A 14975-nucleotide genomic window follows, 5' to 3' on the forward strand; every position below is an offset into this window, starting at 1 on the left:
TTTGAGGATGGCGGGGAATGTATAGGAGAAAGAAAAAAGCAAGCGCATACATGGAGGTGCTTCATATGGAGTTTGTTCAATATGCATGTAATGGGGCCGTTGCAGAGATTATCCTGAATCGGCCTGATGCCCATCACGCCCTGAATGAACAGATGCTGTCTGAATTGAAGGAGGCAGTCGAAATGGCGGCTGCAAGCGAGGCGCTCATCGTTCTCCTGAGAGGAAGCGGGAAAGGCTTTTCGGCCGGCGGTGATATCAGGATGATGACGTCAGAGCATGACTCTGATCAATTTAAACGGCTGATGGATACGATTGAAGCTGTCACCCTGAATTTATATCAGATGAAGAAAGTGACAATTGCAGCCATTCATGGTGCTGCTGCGGGACTGGGCCTGAGTTTGGCGCTTTGTGCGGACATTGTGCTCGCTGAAAAAAACGCCGTTCTCGCGATGAATTTTATCGGCATTGGGCTTGTTCCGGACGGTGGAGGACATTATTTGCTGAAGAAAAGAATCGGTGAAGCAAAAGCGAAAAAACTGATTTGGAGCGGAAAAAAACTATCTGCCTCGGAAGCTGCCGATATGGGGCTTCTTGATGGGACATTTGCCGGAGACCCTGCCGAAGGCGCAAGACCCATTATCGAAACCCTGTTGGCCTCCCCTCTTTTGGCGATGATCGAAACGAAAGCTATTTTTCAAAGCCTCCAGATTGAAGAACTGAAAAAAGTGCTATCCCTTGAGCGCAGCGCCCAAGAGAGAATGAGAAGGACCAAGGATCACCAAGAAGGAATCCGTGCCTTTTTAGAAAAACGGGAGCCGAAGTTTCAAGCGTAACAGATCAGCCGGAAAGCTGATCATCTGTGAAACAAAATCAGCTTTCCGGCTGCATTGACTAAACGATGAGTATGACTATGAAGCTCTTTTTCTTTTAAGAGGGCTTCACCATGCGTTTTTGCCGCTTCTTCATGTTCTGCCTCGAATCGCTCGTTTACCAGCGTGTTCCCCGAAGGATCAAATACGGTAAGGAAATAATCAGCCATCAGGTTTCTCCTCCATTTTAAGGTTTATCAGTCTTTCTTCATTTATATTCTAAAAAGGAAATCAAAATCCTTTATTATGCTTTATCCAAAATTAGTATATAATGGGTCAGGGAAGGAGGAGATTCAGTGCTTACAATTGATCACGTAACGAAGACATTTGGAGATTATAAAGCCGTTGACGGATTGGACTTAGATATTCCGGAACAGCAAATGTTCGGTCTATTAGGCGCAAACGGAGCGGGAAAAACAACGACGTTTCGCATGATCCTAGGATTATTAAGCATTACGGAGGGCTCAATCAGGTGGAAGGGCCGTCCTGTGAATTATCATATCAGCAACAAAATCGGTTATTTGCCGGAAGAGCGGGGCCTTTATCCGAAAATGAAGGTAAGGGATCAGCTCGTCTATCTTGCCAGATTAAAAGGGATGGAGAAGCGGGAGGCTGTAAAAGAGCTCGGTACATGGCTTGAACGCTTCAATATAACAGATTACGAGAATAAGAAGGTGGAAGAGCTTTCAAAGGGGAATCAGCAGAAAATCCAATTTATTTCAGCAGTTTTGCATAAGCCTGAGCTCCTGATTCTTGATGAACCATTCAGCGGCTTGGACCCTGTCAATGTTGAGCTGTTAAAAGAGGCTGTGATCTCGCTGAAAAACAGCGGTGTTTCTATTTTATTTTCAAGCCATCGGATGGAACATGTGGAGGAGCTTTGTGAGAACCTTTGCATATTGCAGAAAGGAAGACCGGTCGTGCAAGGCAAGCTGAAGGAGATCAAGCGTTCTTTCGGTAAAAAGAATGTTACCATTCACTCCGATGACGATCTGCGCTTTTTGCAGTCCCATGAAGGCATTCTTCAATGGAAGGAAACGGCAGACGGTGTCAAGCTGCAGATTGCCAATGAAGACATTTCTCAAGAGATTTTTGCTATGCTCCAAGGAAAAGGGTTTATCAGAAAGTTTGAGCTTGAAGAGCCGTCACTGCATGATATTTTTATAGAAAAGGTGGGGGCCGTCTATGAATAAATTTTGGATCATGCTTTCTCATACATACAAAAATAAGATTATGGCAAAATCCTTTATTATTTCGACTGTCATCACGGTGCTGCTTGTTTTAGTTGTAACAAATCTGGAGTCGATCATTTCTTTGTTTCAAGGTGACGATGCGAAAGAAAAAATCGCCGTTGTTGATGAAACAAACGAATTATATCCGGTTTTTTCTAAGCAGCTGAAAGCGGTGGATACAGACGGCGATCTTGATGTGAAGCTGTCGAAGCAATCGGAGGATGAGGTCACAAAGCAAGTCAAAGATGAATCACTCGATGGCATGCTCATCATCAAACGAGATGAAAAAGGGACCATTTCAGGAACATATAAAGCGTTAACGATTTCTGATGAAAGCACGTATCAAACGCTGCAGCAGGCGCTGACGCAAACCAAAACAGCTGTCGGAACAGCGGAGCTCGGCGTGTCGCAGGAAACGATCAGCAGCCTTTATGCGCCTGTTACTGTGGGGCAGAAGGCGCTGAAAGAAGGGGCAAAGTCTGAGGAAGAGCTTGGCCAGACGGTAGGGCTTGTTTACATTATGCTGTTCGTCATTTATTTCTCGGTGATTATGTATGCCAGCATGATAGCGATGGAGGTCGCAACCGAAAAATCTTCGCGAGTTATGGAAATCCTGATCTCAAGTATGCCGCCGATCCAGCAAATGTTTGCAAAGCTGCTTGGTATCGGGCTTGTCGGGATCACACAGCTTGCTATTATTATAGGAGCCGGCTCTCTGTCGCTTAAGCTGAACCAAAAGAGCGAAACGGCTTCATCTGTCGGCGGATTCCTTAATTTGACCGACGTATCTGCAACCACTGTCATCTATGCTGTCATTTTCTTTTTGCTCGGATACTTTTTGTACGCGACACTTGCCGCGTTTCTCGGCAGTGTCGTCAGCAGAATAGAGGACGTGCAGCAAACGATCACGCCGATGACGCTTTTGGTTGTCGCCGGTTTTATGATCGCGATGTTCGGTTTGAATGCGCCTGACGCAGGATTTATTACGGTAACTTCGTTTATTCCGTTCTTTACGCCAATGATTATGTTCCTGCGCGTCGGCATGCTTGATATTCCGTTCTGGCAGGCGGCTGTCGGAATCGGAATCACACTGCTCACCATTGTCATACTGGCCGTTATCGGCGCCAGAATTTATAAAGGCGGTGTATTAATTTACGGCAATTCAAGCGCGTTCAAAGCGATCAAACAAGCGCTTCGTTTAGCGAAAAACTGATTGGAAAACAGCCTGGGGATTCTCAGGCTGTTTCTTTATTGACAGAACGTGCATTCGCAAGAATTCGGTGCTAAAATAAGGGTACTTCATCCTGGAAAGGAGCAGAATGTTGACTGATCTAACCTTTATTCATGCGGCAGATCTTCATCTTGACAGCCCGTTTTACGGGATATCGCATCTGCCGGAGCCGATTTTTGCCCGGATTAAAGAAAGCACGTTTGCAAGCGTGAGACATATGATAGACGCCGCAGTGAGAGAGCACGTTGATTTCATTTTGCTTGCGGGAGATCTGTTTGATGAAGCCAATCGAAGCTTAAAGGCTCAGCTCTTTTTGAAAAAACAGTTTGAAAGACTCAGAGAGTGCGGAATTTCGGTATACGTCATCTTTGGGAATCATGATCATCTTGGCGGGGAGTGGACGCCGATTGAATGGCCTGAGAATGTCCATATTTTTTCGTCCGCTGTTCCAGAAGAAAAATCATTTTTTAAAGAAGGCAGGCGCATAGCAAGCATTTACGGCTTCAGCTATCAAGCCAGAGCAGTGACGGAAAACCAAGCCGCCCGCTATCGGAGATCAACTGACGCACCGTTTCATATCGGCATGCTCCACGGCACGCTCTCAGGATCTGAAGGACACGATCCGTATTGCCCGTTTACCCATGACGACCTCGTGAAAAGCGGGATGGATTATTGGGCGCTTGGCCATATACATAAACGCCAGGTTCTATCTGCCGATCACCCGGCAGTCATTTACCCGGGAAACACGCAAGCACGCCATATGAAGGAGACGGGAGATAAAGGCTATTATCTCGTTCATGTGACAGACGGAGATATATCTTATGAATTTCAGAGAGCGCATGATGTTCTGTGGGAAAAAGCGGCGGTTGATGTGACGGAGGCAAATAATATGACCGCTCTCTTCCAAATGGTGGAGGACACGTTTTCGAAGCTGCGGAAAAAGGGGAGCCCTGTTTGTGTAAGGCTTGTTTTACAAGGGACGGCGCCGGAATGGCTGCTGGAGGCGCCAAAAGGCACCTTGGATGAGTTTCTTGAAGCTCTTCAGGAACAAGAAGCGGAAGAGGAACATTTCGTTTGGCCTCTTAGATTGGACGATGAGACAGAAAACGAAGCAAACCTAACAAACCTTGATCCTTTTTTTGGCGGTTTATTTGAAGACATTGATCGCAGCGATCTGTCAGACGTGCTGGAAGGGCTTGAGCGGCATCCAGTGTATAGAAGGCACGCGGACCGGTTTAGCCAAGAGGAGGTAAAGGAAATAAAAGAGCAGGCACAGATATTATTGAAAAGACAGCTTAAGGTGCTTGATACATGAGGCGGTGACAGCTTTGCGAATTATATCTTTACATATCTACCAATACGGAAAATTTTCCAATCGGACCTTTGACTTTTCCGCCTCTCCTGTCCAAGTCATCTACGGATTAAATGAGGCAGGAAAAACGACGATGATGTCATTCATTGAAAGCATGCTGTTCGGTTTTCCGAAAACGAAAAAGTATGAACCGAAAACAGGCGGTGTCTACGGCGGTGTTCTTGAAGCTGAACATCCTGAGTATGGGGTGCTGAAGATCGAACGGACGAAAGGGACTGCCGAAAAACTAAGCGTGTACACAGAAAAGGGCGAAGTAAAGCAGGGAGATGTTTTAAAGCAGCTGTTCCAGGGCACAGACAGGTCGTTGTACAAAGCCATATATTCGTTCGACGTATTCGGGCTGCAGGAAATTCACGCCTTTAATCGGGACAAGATAGGGGAATTTTTGCTCTTTTCCAGCTTGTTTGGTGCTGAAGCCGTATCAAAGCTTGATTCAAGGCTGACGAAGGAAAGCGAAAGGCTCTATAAACCAAATGGGCGAAACCCTCAATTGAATCAGGAGCTGGAAACGCTTAAGCAGCTGGCAGTTAAGCTAAAACAGGCTGAAGCAGAGGAAGCGGGCTATCATCAGCTTCTCGAGGAAAAACGAACGCTTGAAGCCCGCCTTGCAGCCGCGGAAACCGAATTGAAAGAGACGGCGGGACATATCCGAATGATTGAGGGAGCGATTGAGCGAAAGCCGCTGCTAAATGAAAAAGCGACACTCGAACAGGTGATTGCAGAATTTCCGGAACACGCAGGACAATTTCCTGCTGACGGACTGCATCAGCTGGAAAAATATGAATCCCATCTTCACCCGAAATCAGCACAGCTTGAGGCGCTTCGGGTGAAGATGGCGGAGTTGGACAAACAGAGGCAAAAGCTTATCCCCGATAAAGAACTATTGGCGAAAGAAACGCTGATACAAGAGCTTTCGGCAGCGTTTCATATGTACCAATCCTGTGGAGAACAGCTGGCAGCCATTCAGGCACAGCTGCGCCAGACGTCTGCGCAGACAGCGGCAGGGCTGGAACAGCTCAATAAAACGGATGAAAATGAGCTCCTGAATATGAACACCTCATATGATTATGAATGGCAGCTTCAGCAAGCGGTGCAGCAATATGTACAGGCAAGAGACAGAAAACGGCAGCTTGACGAGACATTTGAACTTGCCCGGCAAGAGCTGGAAGACGCGGAAAAGGCCGTTCGTGCCGCTTCGTCCGCGATTCTTGAAGACAGCCAAAGAAAAGATAAAGAAGCTGCTCTTAGAGCATATGATGAAACACAGGGGCAGCACCAAGAGCAAGCGAAGCTCAGAGAACAGCTAACGTTTTTTGAAAGACAGCAGGCTAAACAGAAAAAGACTGTCATTGCAGCTGGTATGTTGTTCATCGTTCTCTTTTCTCTGCTGCAGCAATGGATTCCCGCCATAAGTTTCGGCGCTGCACTTATTGTGTATTGGCTTGTATCAGGAAAATCGTCTTCTCGAAACAGCCGAGAGACAAGACAGCCCATGACAGATATTTCACCAGCAGAAGCTGAAATGCTTAGAGAAGCGTTATGGGAGGATGACCGCAATAAGCAGCACCTTCTCACACAGCGTGCAGCGCTCCAGCAAAAAGAGGCGGCGTATGAAAGGGTCATCCAGCAGTTTGAACAGTGGGAAGCCGAAATGGCGCCGTCCTTTACACAGGTTGAGCGTTTTATGAATGAGCTCGGATTTAAGGAAGATCCATCATTTTTGCTTGATGCATACAGCTTAATGAAGGATGTTAAAAAAGAAGTGAAGAAAAAGCATGAGCTGACCATAGAAGCAGGCAGGCTGAAAAAGCACCGGAGAACATTCGAAGAACGCGTCAGTATGCTTCTTCCCGTGAATCAGAGTCAGGATATCTCCATTTCGGACGCCCTTCACACATTGCGGAAAAACATTGAACGTGAAAAAGAAATTGAGAAGCAAAAAAAGGAAATTGAAACAGATATTCATTATACAAAGGAACAGATGCTTGAACTTGAGCAAGAAATACAGTATTTCCACGCACAGATTGAACAGTTATTTGCCGCGGCTGCTGCAAAAGACAGAGATGCGTTTTTTGCCATAGCCGCCATCAGCAGGCAATTGAAGGATACGGAGAACAAGCTTCATCACGTAAACGCACAGCTTCAAGGCGGGTACCCGGAGGAACTTGAACTGGCGGATTCCAATACGCTTTCTGAATTGAAAGATAAGCAATTTGTTGAGAATGAAAGAAAAGAGCGGCTGACTGAGGAGATCGAGCGGCTCCGCAGCCAAATCGCACTGCTCTCAGTCAAACAGGAACAATTAGAGGCCTCGGGATTGGTGTCAGACCTCAAGCTTCAAACCGAAATGCAAAAAGAACGTGTAAAAGAAACGGCTAAAAAATGGGCCTCGATACAAATGATCAAACAGGTGATCAGAAACAAATTAGAGCGGCATAAAAAAATCGAGCTTCCGCGCCTTCTAGAGACGGCAGGAGAATTCTTCCGCCCTCTGACTGACGGAAACTACCAAACCATTTATTTTTCCGAAACGGATGATTCGATCATGGTTATGCATCGCGATGGAACTGTCTATCATGCGGAAGAGCTGTCACAAGGGACCTGTGAACAGCTGTATACAGCGATCCGATTTGCTTTGGCCGTTACGCGCCAGGATGGGTCAAAGCTTCCGTTCCAGCTTGACGACAGTTTTGTTCATTTTGATCAGGAAAGGCTGAAACGTGTATTACATGTTCTGTATGATTTATCCAAAGGCGGTAGGCAGATTTTGTATTTTACATGCCATGAGCACGTAAAAGATGCATTTCATAGCAGCCAAATCATCCATTTGGTGTCATAAAAGAGGTTCTATAGCTGAAAATCGGTATGTGATATACTGGTATTATGTAAGATACGGAGGGAGCTTTAATAGAATGGCTAAAGGGATTATGCTACATGAGGTTGGCGAACAGGTGGACCAGTATCTATTGATTAAATCCTCGACGAAAGGGATTGCAAGCAATGGAAAACCGTTTTTGACGCTGATGCTGCAAGACCAGTCAGGCGATATTGAAGCGAAGCTGTGGGATGCCAAGCAAAGTGATGAAGTGACCTATGCGCCGCAGACGATTGTCAAGGTCGTCGGCGATGTTCACCATTATCGCGGACGCACCCAGCTGAAGCTAAGAAATATCAGACCGGTAAGCGAGCAAGAAAACGTCAATATTGATGATTTTTTAGAAACCGCGCCGATTCCGAAAAATGAAATGATGGACACCATCACTCAATATATATTTGAAATGAAAAATCCGAATATCCAGCGAATCACAAGGTTTTTGGTTAAAAAACACGAAGCTGAGTTTATGGATTATCCGGCGGCTACGAAAAACCACCATGAGTTTGTCTCAGGTTTGGCGTATCATGTTGTCTCTATGCTGAACCTGGCGAAGGCAATAGCAGATTTATATCCTTCTCTTGATCGTGATCTGCTTTACGCCGGTGTCATCCTGCATGATCTTGGAAAAGTGAAGGAGCTGTCCGGCCCTGTTTCCACTTCATATACGGTTGAAGGCAATTTGCTTGGCCATATTTCCATCATGGTGACAGAGCTTTCAAAAGCGGCTGAGGAGCTTCAAATCGATTCTGAAGAGGTGTTAATTCTTCAGCACTTGATTTTGAGTCACCACGGCAAAGCGGAATGGGGCAGCCCGAAACCGCCAATGGTGAAAGAAGCGGAAATTCTTCACTATATAGACAATCTGGATGCAAAAATGAATATGATGGACAGAGCGCTTGAGCGCGTGAAGCCGGGCGAGTATACTGAACGTGTATTTGCACTGGAAAACCGTTCCTTTTATAAACCGACATTTCATAAATAACTTAAAAAGGACTGATGCTGACATATTCAGCTCAGTCCTTTTTGATGCGTCTTTCCCGCACATAACTCGTCTCATTCCCGCATATGGTTAAGAATAAAGAATCTATGCAAAGGGGGAGGAGCCCGTGTTATTTTTTCCATGGTGGGTGTATCTTTGTATTGTAGGCATCATTTTCAGCGCATATAAACTTGTGGCGGCAGCCAAAGAGGAAGAAAAAGTAGACCAGGCTTTTATTGAAAAAGAAGGGCAGATTTATATGGAGAGGATGGAAAAGGAGCGAGAACGCCGCAGTTCTCAGCAGCATGAAGAAGAAAATCAAAACCATTCCATCGCATAAAAAAAGCTGTGCGGCTCAATGAGCCTGCACAGCTTTTTTATTATTTAGAATTGCTTGAAGATGAAGAAGTGCTGTTGCTTGTTGAAGATGTATTAAATGTGTCTTTCAGATCTTTATCTTTTACTTCGATGTCAGCCTTCTTCATGACTTTTTGAACAGCTTCCTGAACGGCATTGCTGTTATTTAGTTTTTGTTCAAGCACTTCAGATTTCAGTTCTTTTTTCATATCATCGTATTTGCCGCGTTCTTCAGTCTTTTTGATGATATGGTAGCCAAATTGTGTTTTCACAGGATCGCTGACTTCGTTTGTTTTTAACTTGAATGCAGCTTTTCTGAATGTGGAATCCAGTTGTTCGTTATCTTTTGAAATCCAGCCAAGTTCGCCACCGTTTGTAGCTGAGCCTGTGTCTGTAGAGTATTCCTTCGCAAGGGCATCAAATTTCTCGCCTTTTTTCAGCTTTTTCTCTATTTCCTCAGCTGTCTTTTTGTCAGCGACAAGGATGTGGCTTGCGCGAATCTGGCCTTTTAAGCCTTCCCAGTATTCTTTAATTTCATCATCTGTTACTTTGATGTTATCTTTAGCCGCTTTTTGTGTCAGCAATTCATATTTTACTTGTTCTTTCAGGTAATCCTTGCCATATTGCTTTTCGAGGGCAGTATATTGATCGCCAAGCTGCGTTTTATATTCTTTCAGCTTGTTGTCAATTTCTTTATCCGAAACTTTATACTTCTTGTCCAATACTTTTTCTTGCACTAGCTGTGTCAGTACGCTTGCGCCAGCTGTTTTCTTCATGTTTGTGTAAAGCTCGCCTTTTGTTACATCGCCTGCGTCTGTTTTTGCGATGACTTCTTTGTCGCCGCTGCTGCAAGCACTGAGAGCGAGGATGCTTGTAGCAGTGATAGCTGCTATTGCGATTTTCTTCATTGTTTTCAAACACTCCTAATCATTCCAAATTAAATTACCTATGCGTATCATAACATATTGTGGCTTTCTGTAAAAAGATTTTAAATAAAGGGCATTCGTCTAGTCAAACTTTTGCTGATGACATACTTATATATTGATCAAGAAAAGGAGGTATGTAACATGAGCGGAGGATACTCTAACGGATTCGCGTTGCTCGTAGTACTGTTCATTTTGCTTATCATCGTAGGTGCAGCTTACATCTACTAAGCAGCCCGAGGATCGCTTGCAACATAAGCGATCCTTTATTTTCACTAGCGCCTAATCGTTTCAAACATGAATTGCATAACATGTAATTGGTAAATAAAGCTTATTACAGGAGGTGCTTTTTAAGATGGGTGAAGTATTTGCAGGCGGATTCGCTTTATTGGTTGTGTTATTTATTTTATTGATTATCATCGGCGCTTCTTGGCTGTACTAATCAACATAAAAAAGCATAGCTGCTTCATCAGCAGCTATGCTTTCTTTCGTATTTACACTGTAAAGGAGATCTCCACAAACGAAGAGATCAGTAAAATTAATATAGATACATTAATAAATCGGAATACCTTATCTTGCCGCTCTTCAGGAATCTCTCTGACAAGGCATAATGTATTGGTGAGCCTGTTTATGAAATATAAAATAAACACGGCAGCCACGATAAAATAGAATAAAATGATGGGAGATTCCCCCTCTCTCTGAACTGTCCCATATTACATTACCAAATATTTATTAAAAAAGATAGAATGCAAATTGAAAAATCGCCACCAGCACCAGGGTTTGACTACTTTTCAACAAGAATATCCAAGCCGTCAGCTTCCTGATCAATAAAAGCGGTTTTCGGTGCTTTTATCAGCTTGAGAGCCAGCAGGAAATCAGGCAGACAGTAGCCGGCGTGAATGCCCGAGATCATGCAGAAATAATGAGCATGATTCGGAAATGCCAGTGCTGCGTAAAACAATACCGGTGTAATCAGCAAGAACGGGCTGACGAGTGAAATCAGCATTGTTGTTTTTGGTATACGTTTCCATGTGCGCATGCGCAATATGTAAAACTTTTTTTCTATTTTTCTTTTTTTGCAGATGATTGGCAGGACATGGATGACTTTATGTACAAATAAAATAACGACGAGCAAACCGCCGAATAAAGATACATATTCATCGCTTAAGCTTGTGCCAGGCCGCAGCAGCTCAAAAGCTAAAAAGGTAGATATAAAAACCAAAATCATAAAACATACAGCAGTTAATATTATGCGAACGGCGCCATAATCCTTCATGAGATTTATGGTCTTCCAGCAATTCATCAAAGTCATCCTTCCATACATCTTGAATAGAATCTCAAAATAATTTACTCCTCCCAAGAGAAAAAATCAATGCTTTTTTAAGAAAAAATATCATCCGGCAGGTATTTTTTTGAAACAAGCAAACAAACTGCGAAATATGGGGTTAGAACTTTCTTCTCAGTGAATTATCAGCTAAAATAAGATTAAAGATAGAAAGAAGTGGTGTGGATGGATTCGATGGATCATCGCATTGAGCGATTAGAATATTACATACAATTATTAGTGAAAACAGTAGATATGGACAGGTACCCCTTCTATGCGCTTCTCATTGATAAAGGGCTGAGCAAGGAAGAAGGGGAAGCGGTTATGAGGATATGCGACGAATTGTCGGAAGAGCTGGCAACACAAAAAGCGCAAGGATTTGTAACCTTTGATAAGCTCCTTGCGCTTTTTGCCGGACAGCTGAATGAAAAATTAGATGTTCATGAAACAATTTTTGCCCTGTATGAGCAGGGGCTTTATCAAGAGCTGATGGAAGTCTTTATCGACATCATGAAGCATTTTGATTAACTGTTTACAGGTTCAAGCTCTTCAGCCGGTTCATCCGCCGCACTGTCCTTTGCTTTTTTCTTCAGTTTTCCGTTTACGCTTTCAAAGTCATTGTCAATATTGGTGAGTGACGTTTCGAAAATTTCCATAAAATCATCGCCGTAGATATGGCGTATCATACACATCATTTCTGCCACTTCAGGAAATTTTCCGAATAAATGATACAAAGGCTGTGACCCTTTAAAAACAGCGTTGCGTGTCGGATCAAATTCCTCAAGCAAGCTCCAGAATACCTCGGTACCTTCCTCAGTCAATTGGACATATGTGTTCCGTTTATCATTCAGCCGTTTGGAGAACCTTAAATATCCCCGTTCTTCCAGCTTTTTTGAAAAGTTGAATGCGGTTGATACGTGCATGACCCCGAATTTCGCGATTTCAGAAATGGAAGCTCCATTCAATTGATACGCAATCCATAAAATATGATGCTCATTAATATTCAGGTCATACGGTTTGAGCCATTGCTGCCAATCCTTCTCGATCGATTTCCAAAGAGCCTTGCTAAGCTGAGCCATTTTCTGGGTGAAAACCAGAGCTTCTTTCACATCATAGGGCGGTTCCACTCGATTCATTACGTCACCTGCTTCTCTTTTTCTTTTTCTCTATTATGCCAATAAAATAAAGATTAATAAAGATGAAAATGTAAGAATTTTTTAATAAATTCACAAACCATTGCGACGAAAGGGTTTTTCGGCCAAAAAAAATACGGGTCCAATTTTGGCCCGCATTTTTTTCTTTTGAATAGGATATTAGTTTTGTAAGGTTTTCTCCAGCTGTCTGATTTTCTCTTCGATATCGGCAATTTCTTTTTGCAGATCCTGCTGGTGAGGCTTGATCTCTTCCTGCCATTTTTTAATTGACGTTTGGAGCTCGCCGCCCACGTCTTTAATAACATCCGTGCTTTCTTTTGCCGCTTTGATCAGCTGGTCTTTTAATGCAAGCCCGTCTGACTTTAAGCGTTTGATTGTTTCTTCAAAAGAATCATAATTGGTTTTCATTTTTTCACGCAGCTGCTTTCCTGAGGAAGGTGCAGTAAGAAGAACCGCTGCTCCTCCGATGATGCCGCCTACGAATAGTCCTGTTAATAGAGAACGTCCGCTCGCCATTACAATCACCCCGTCTTTTTCTTCAAAATAGGATTCATTCAGCATGTTGAAATCCTGAACTTCTATACATAGCTTGCTTTATTTTAGCATATTTTTTAAGTGAAAAGGAGGGAGAAGGTTGTCTGTCTTTTTGATTGTATTATCCTGCATCACCTTTGCCTTCGCTTCAGGCGCTGTTTACTATATCAAACTTCTCAGCCAGGCTGCTTCTTATCCACCCAAGAGGGTTATCCGGCAGAAAGCGCTTGTTTGTTCAACCGGAACCGCCTTTACACTATGTCTTATCTTTTTCACAAAACTCCTCGCTTAAAACATGCTGACATGCTGCGGGCACTCTGTTCAAAAAAACCTCTCCCGGAAGCGGAAGAGGTTTTGTGTGACAATTATTTAGCAGCTTCCATAAAGCTTGAACGCCTTAAAATGGTTTGCACAATCGGATAAATAATGATCATTGAGATTGTATTCAGCACAGCGGCCGGCAGAACAACAGCCGCGAACAATGCGGCGAAACCGCCCGGTAAACCGACGATCAATAAAGCTGACGATAGAAACACAATTCCTGATAAGATGGTCCCGATCACTGTCAGCACAGCGGCTGCACCTGTTTTCCGGCTCTTTCTGAACAAGAGAAACAGGGAGAAGAACAGAAACGCTGATACGGGTTTATCAATGATGTTAGGGATCTGTCCGGCTGGAAACGCGGTTGTAAGCGCGGAAATGATTCCGGTCACGATCCCGATGACGAGTACATTTTGCACCCGCGGGAACAGCAGAATGCCCATGAACATCATGATCAGCATCATATCTGGTTTCATGCCGCCTAAAAAGGGCGGAATAATGGAATGAAGCGCTGCGCCGATTGCGGCAAACAGAGCCATAATGACTAACTCTTTTGTTTTCATAACTATGCTCTCCTCTGCTAAGCTTTTTGCCCTCCAATAATATGCTCATCATTTATTGCGAAGGCTTTACAGAATGTGTTATGCAAACAGTATACCAAACGGACGGTTTGCATAGCCAGACTTTTTACTCATTTTCCTGCTGGAATTTCTTCATGAACGCAGCTAATTTTTCACAGTCTTCGAGAGAGACCGCGTTATAAATAGACGCGCGGCAGCCTCCCACCGAACGGTGTCCGCCAAGGCCGATCATCTTCTCATCTTTTGCTTTCTGAACGAATGTTTTCGTTAATTCGTCATCCCGAAGCGTGAAGGTGACATTCATGCGTGAGCGGCTGTCTTTTCTGGCATGTCCTTTATAGAAGCCGTTGCTTTCATCAATACAGCTGTAGAGAACCTGCGCTTTTTGTTCATTGCGCTGTTCAACAGCTTCCACACCGCCGTTTTCCTTGAGCCATTCCAGAACAAGGCTCAGCATATAAATCGCAAATGTCGGCGGAGTGTTGTAGAGTGAATCCGCTTTGACATGCGTGGAATATTTCAGGATTTTTGGGACGTTCGCATTTTCATTTTTCAGCCAGTTTTTTTTCATGATGACTACAGTCACGCCGGAAGGGCCGAGGTTCTTTTGGGCGCCTCCGTAGATCACGTCAAATTTGGACACATCGATTTTTCTGCTCAAAATGTCGCTGGACATGTCGGCGACGAGCGGAATTGGGAAATTCGGGAACTCCTGCCACTGAGTGCCGAAAATCGTATTGTTGGATGTGATGTGTAAATATGCGCCGTCTTTTACATCCGTAAGGTCAACCTCTGGAATATAACTGTAATTGTCTGTTTCACTTGTAGCGGTGATAGACGTGTTCCCGAACAGTTTCGTTTCTGCCAGTGCTTTTTCAGACCAAGCGCCGGTCATCACAAAATGTGCGGTTTTTTCAGGTGTTAAAAAGTTCATCGGAAGCATTGAGAATTGAAGGCTTGCCCCGCCTTGAAGAAACAAGATATCGTAATCTTCCGGAATGCCCATCAGTTCGATTAAGAGGCTTTTCGCTTTTTGGTGCACCGCTTCATACTCTTTGCTGCGGTGGGAAAGCTCCATAACAGACATGCCGGATTCGTTAAAATCAATAAATTCTTTCTGTGCTTTTTGCAGAACTTCCAGTGGAAGCGCTGCAGGACCTGCGTTAAAATTCGTTGTACGTTCCATTATGATCTCTCCCTGTTTTCCACGTTAATGTATAAAA

At 44.0% G+C, this 14975-nt stretch carries 19 protein-coding genes; 11 read left to right on the forward strand and 8 right to left on the reverse strand.

What is annotated here, in order from left to right:
- The first annotated feature begins 65 nt into the window (after positions 1–65).
- Positions 66–833: an enoyl-CoA hydratase gene (locus NSQ16_RS05240; protein WP_124059656.1), complete on the forward strand. Its 768-nt coding sequence runs from the start codon at positions 66–68 to the stop codon at positions 831–833.
- A 20-nt stretch (positions 834–853) separates the two neighbouring features.
- On the opposite strand, the gene NSQ16_RS05245 is transcribed toward NSQ16_RS05240, so the two are convergent.
- Positions 854–1039 carry a YhzD family protein gene (locus tag NSQ16_RS05245; protein WP_015715596.1) on the reverse strand — a complete coding sequence of 62 codons (186 nt, stop codon included), beginning with the start codon at positions 1037–1039 and terminating at the stop codon, positions 854–856.
- A gap of 126 nt (positions 1040–1165) precedes the next feature.
- Here NSQ16_RS05245 and NSQ16_RS05250 point away from each other — a divergent pair, with 126 nt between their 5' ends.
- The 6 genes from NSQ16_RS05250 (at position 1166) to yhaL (ending at position 8898) form a co-directional block, all read left to right on the forward strand.
- Positions 1166–2062 carry an ABC transporter ATP-binding protein gene (locus NSQ16_RS05250; protein ID WP_230488430.1) on the forward strand — a complete coding sequence of 299 codons (897 nt, stop codon included), beginning with the start codon at positions 1166–1168 and terminating at the stop codon, positions 2060–2062.
- Positions 2055–3314, forward strand: a complete 1260-nt coding sequence (locus NSQ16_RS05255) for an ABC transporter permease (RefSeq protein ID WP_003244912.1) — start codon at positions 2055–2057, stop codon at positions 3312–3314. The genes NSQ16_RS05250 and NSQ16_RS05255 overlap by 8 nt, the downstream gene beginning before the upstream one ends.
- Positions 3315–3420: 106 nt before the next feature.
- A complete protein-coding gene (locus NSQ16_RS05260) occupies positions 3421–4647 on the forward strand; it encodes an exonuclease SbcCD subunit D (protein WP_327837783.1) in 1227 nt (408 codons plus the stop codon).
- A gap of 4 nt (positions 4648–4651) precedes the next feature.
- Positions 4652–7543 (forward strand): DNA repair/recombination ATPase SbcE, encoded by a 2892-nt coding sequence (gene sbcE / locus NSQ16_RS05265; RefSeq protein ID WP_230488432.1) that lies wholly within the window; start codon positions 4652–4654, stop codon positions 7541–7543.
- A 73-nt stretch (positions 7544–7616) separates the two neighbouring features.
- Positions 7617–8561, forward strand: coding sequence for a 3'-5' exoribonuclease YhaM (yhaM, locus tag NSQ16_RS05270; RefSeq protein ID WP_003245698.1), 945 nt, complete (start codon positions 7617–7619; stop codon positions 8559–8561).
- Positions 8562–8685: 124 nt separating this feature from the next.
- Complete coding sequence (gene yhaL, locus NSQ16_RS05275) at positions 8686–8898, forward strand: sporulation protein YhaL (protein ID WP_003233252.1); 213 nt, start codon at positions 8686–8688, stop codon at positions 8896–8898.
- Positions 8899–8938: 40 nt separating this feature from the next.
- On the opposite strand, the gene NSQ16_RS05280 is transcribed toward yhaL, so the two are convergent.
- Positions 8939–9823: a peptidylprolyl isomerase gene (locus tag NSQ16_RS05280; protein WP_230488433.1), complete on the reverse strand. Its 885-nt coding sequence runs from the start codon at positions 9821–9823 to the stop codon at positions 8939–8941.
- Positions 9824–9982: 159 nt separating this feature from the next.
- Between NSQ16_RS05280 and yhzE1 the strand changes: the two genes are divergently transcribed.
- A complete protein-coding gene (gene yhzE1, locus NSQ16_RS05285) occupies positions 9983–10069 on the forward strand; it encodes a sporulation protein YhzE1 (RefSeq protein ID WP_003327753.1) in 87 nt (28 codons plus the stop codon).
- 124 nt (positions 10070–10193) lie between these two features.
- Positions 10194–10280 (forward strand): sporulation protein YhzE2, encoded by an 87-nt coding sequence (gene yhzE2 / locus NSQ16_RS05290; RefSeq protein ID WP_003155248.1) that lies wholly within the window; start codon positions 10194–10196, stop codon positions 10278–10280.
- Positions 10281–10332: 52 nt separating this feature from the next.
- On the opposite strand, the gene NSQ16_RS05295 is transcribed toward yhzE2, so the two are convergent.
- Positions 10333–10515, reverse strand: coding sequence for a hypothetical protein (locus NSQ16_RS05295; RefSeq protein WP_024571667.1), 183 nt, complete (start codon positions 10513–10515; stop codon positions 10333–10335).
- 107 nt (positions 10516–10622) lie between these two features.
- On the reverse strand, positions 10623–11141 hold the full coding sequence (locus NSQ16_RS05300) for a DUF3267 domain-containing protein (protein ID WP_003245590.1): 519 nt from the start codon (positions 11139–11141) through the stop codon (positions 10623–10625).
- Between the two features lie 207 nt (positions 11142–11348).
- Between NSQ16_RS05300 and NSQ16_RS05305 the strand changes: the two genes are divergently transcribed.
- Positions 11349–11690, forward strand: coding sequence for a YhaI family protein (locus NSQ16_RS05305; RefSeq protein WP_009966921.1), 342 nt, complete (start codon positions 11349–11351; stop codon positions 11688–11690).
- Here NSQ16_RS05305 and NSQ16_RS05310 read toward each other — a convergent pair.
- Both NSQ16_RS05310 and NSQ16_RS05315 read right to left on the reverse strand, forming a co-directional pair.
- On the reverse strand, positions 11687–12298 hold the full coding sequence (locus tag NSQ16_RS05310) for an HTH-type transcriptional regulator Hpr (RefSeq protein ID WP_003239501.1): 612 nt from the start codon (positions 12296–12298) through the stop codon (positions 11687–11689). The two genes, NSQ16_RS05305 and NSQ16_RS05310, sit on opposite strands and share 4 nt — an antisense overlap.
- A 177-nt stretch (positions 12299–12475) precedes the next feature.
- A complete protein-coding gene (locus NSQ16_RS05315) occupies positions 12476–12832 on the reverse strand; it encodes a YtxH domain-containing protein (RefSeq protein WP_003245875.1) in 357 nt (118 codons plus the stop codon).
- A gap of 118 nt (positions 12833–12950) precedes the next feature.
- Here NSQ16_RS05315 and NSQ16_RS05320 point away from each other — a divergent pair, with 118 nt between their 5' ends.
- Positions 12951–13142 (forward strand): hypothetical protein, encoded by a 192-nt coding sequence (locus NSQ16_RS05320; RefSeq protein WP_230488434.1) that lies wholly within the window; start codon positions 12951–12953, stop codon positions 13140–13142.
- Positions 13143–13215: 73 nt separating this feature from the next.
- Here the strand turns inward: NSQ16_RS05320 and trpP are convergent, their stop codons facing one another.
- Both trpP and serC read right to left on the reverse strand, forming a co-directional pair.
- Positions 13216–13734: a tryptophan transporter TrpP gene (gene trpP / locus NSQ16_RS05325; RefSeq protein WP_003233236.1), complete on the reverse strand. Its 519-nt coding sequence runs from the start codon at positions 13732–13734 to the stop codon at positions 13216–13218.
- A gap of 124 nt (positions 13735–13858) precedes the next feature.
- Positions 13859–14938 (reverse strand): 3-phosphoserine/phosphohydroxythreonine transaminase, encoded by a 1080-nt coding sequence (gene serC, locus NSQ16_RS05330; RefSeq protein ID WP_327837778.1) that lies wholly within the window; start codon positions 14936–14938, stop codon positions 13859–13861.
- Positions 14939–14975 lie beyond the last annotated feature (37 nt).

Source organism: Bacillus sp. PS108, assembly GCF_037963335.1.
GTDB classification, from domain to species: domain Bacteria; phylum Bacillota; class Bacilli; order Bacillales; family Bacillaceae; genus Bacillus; species Bacillus subtilis.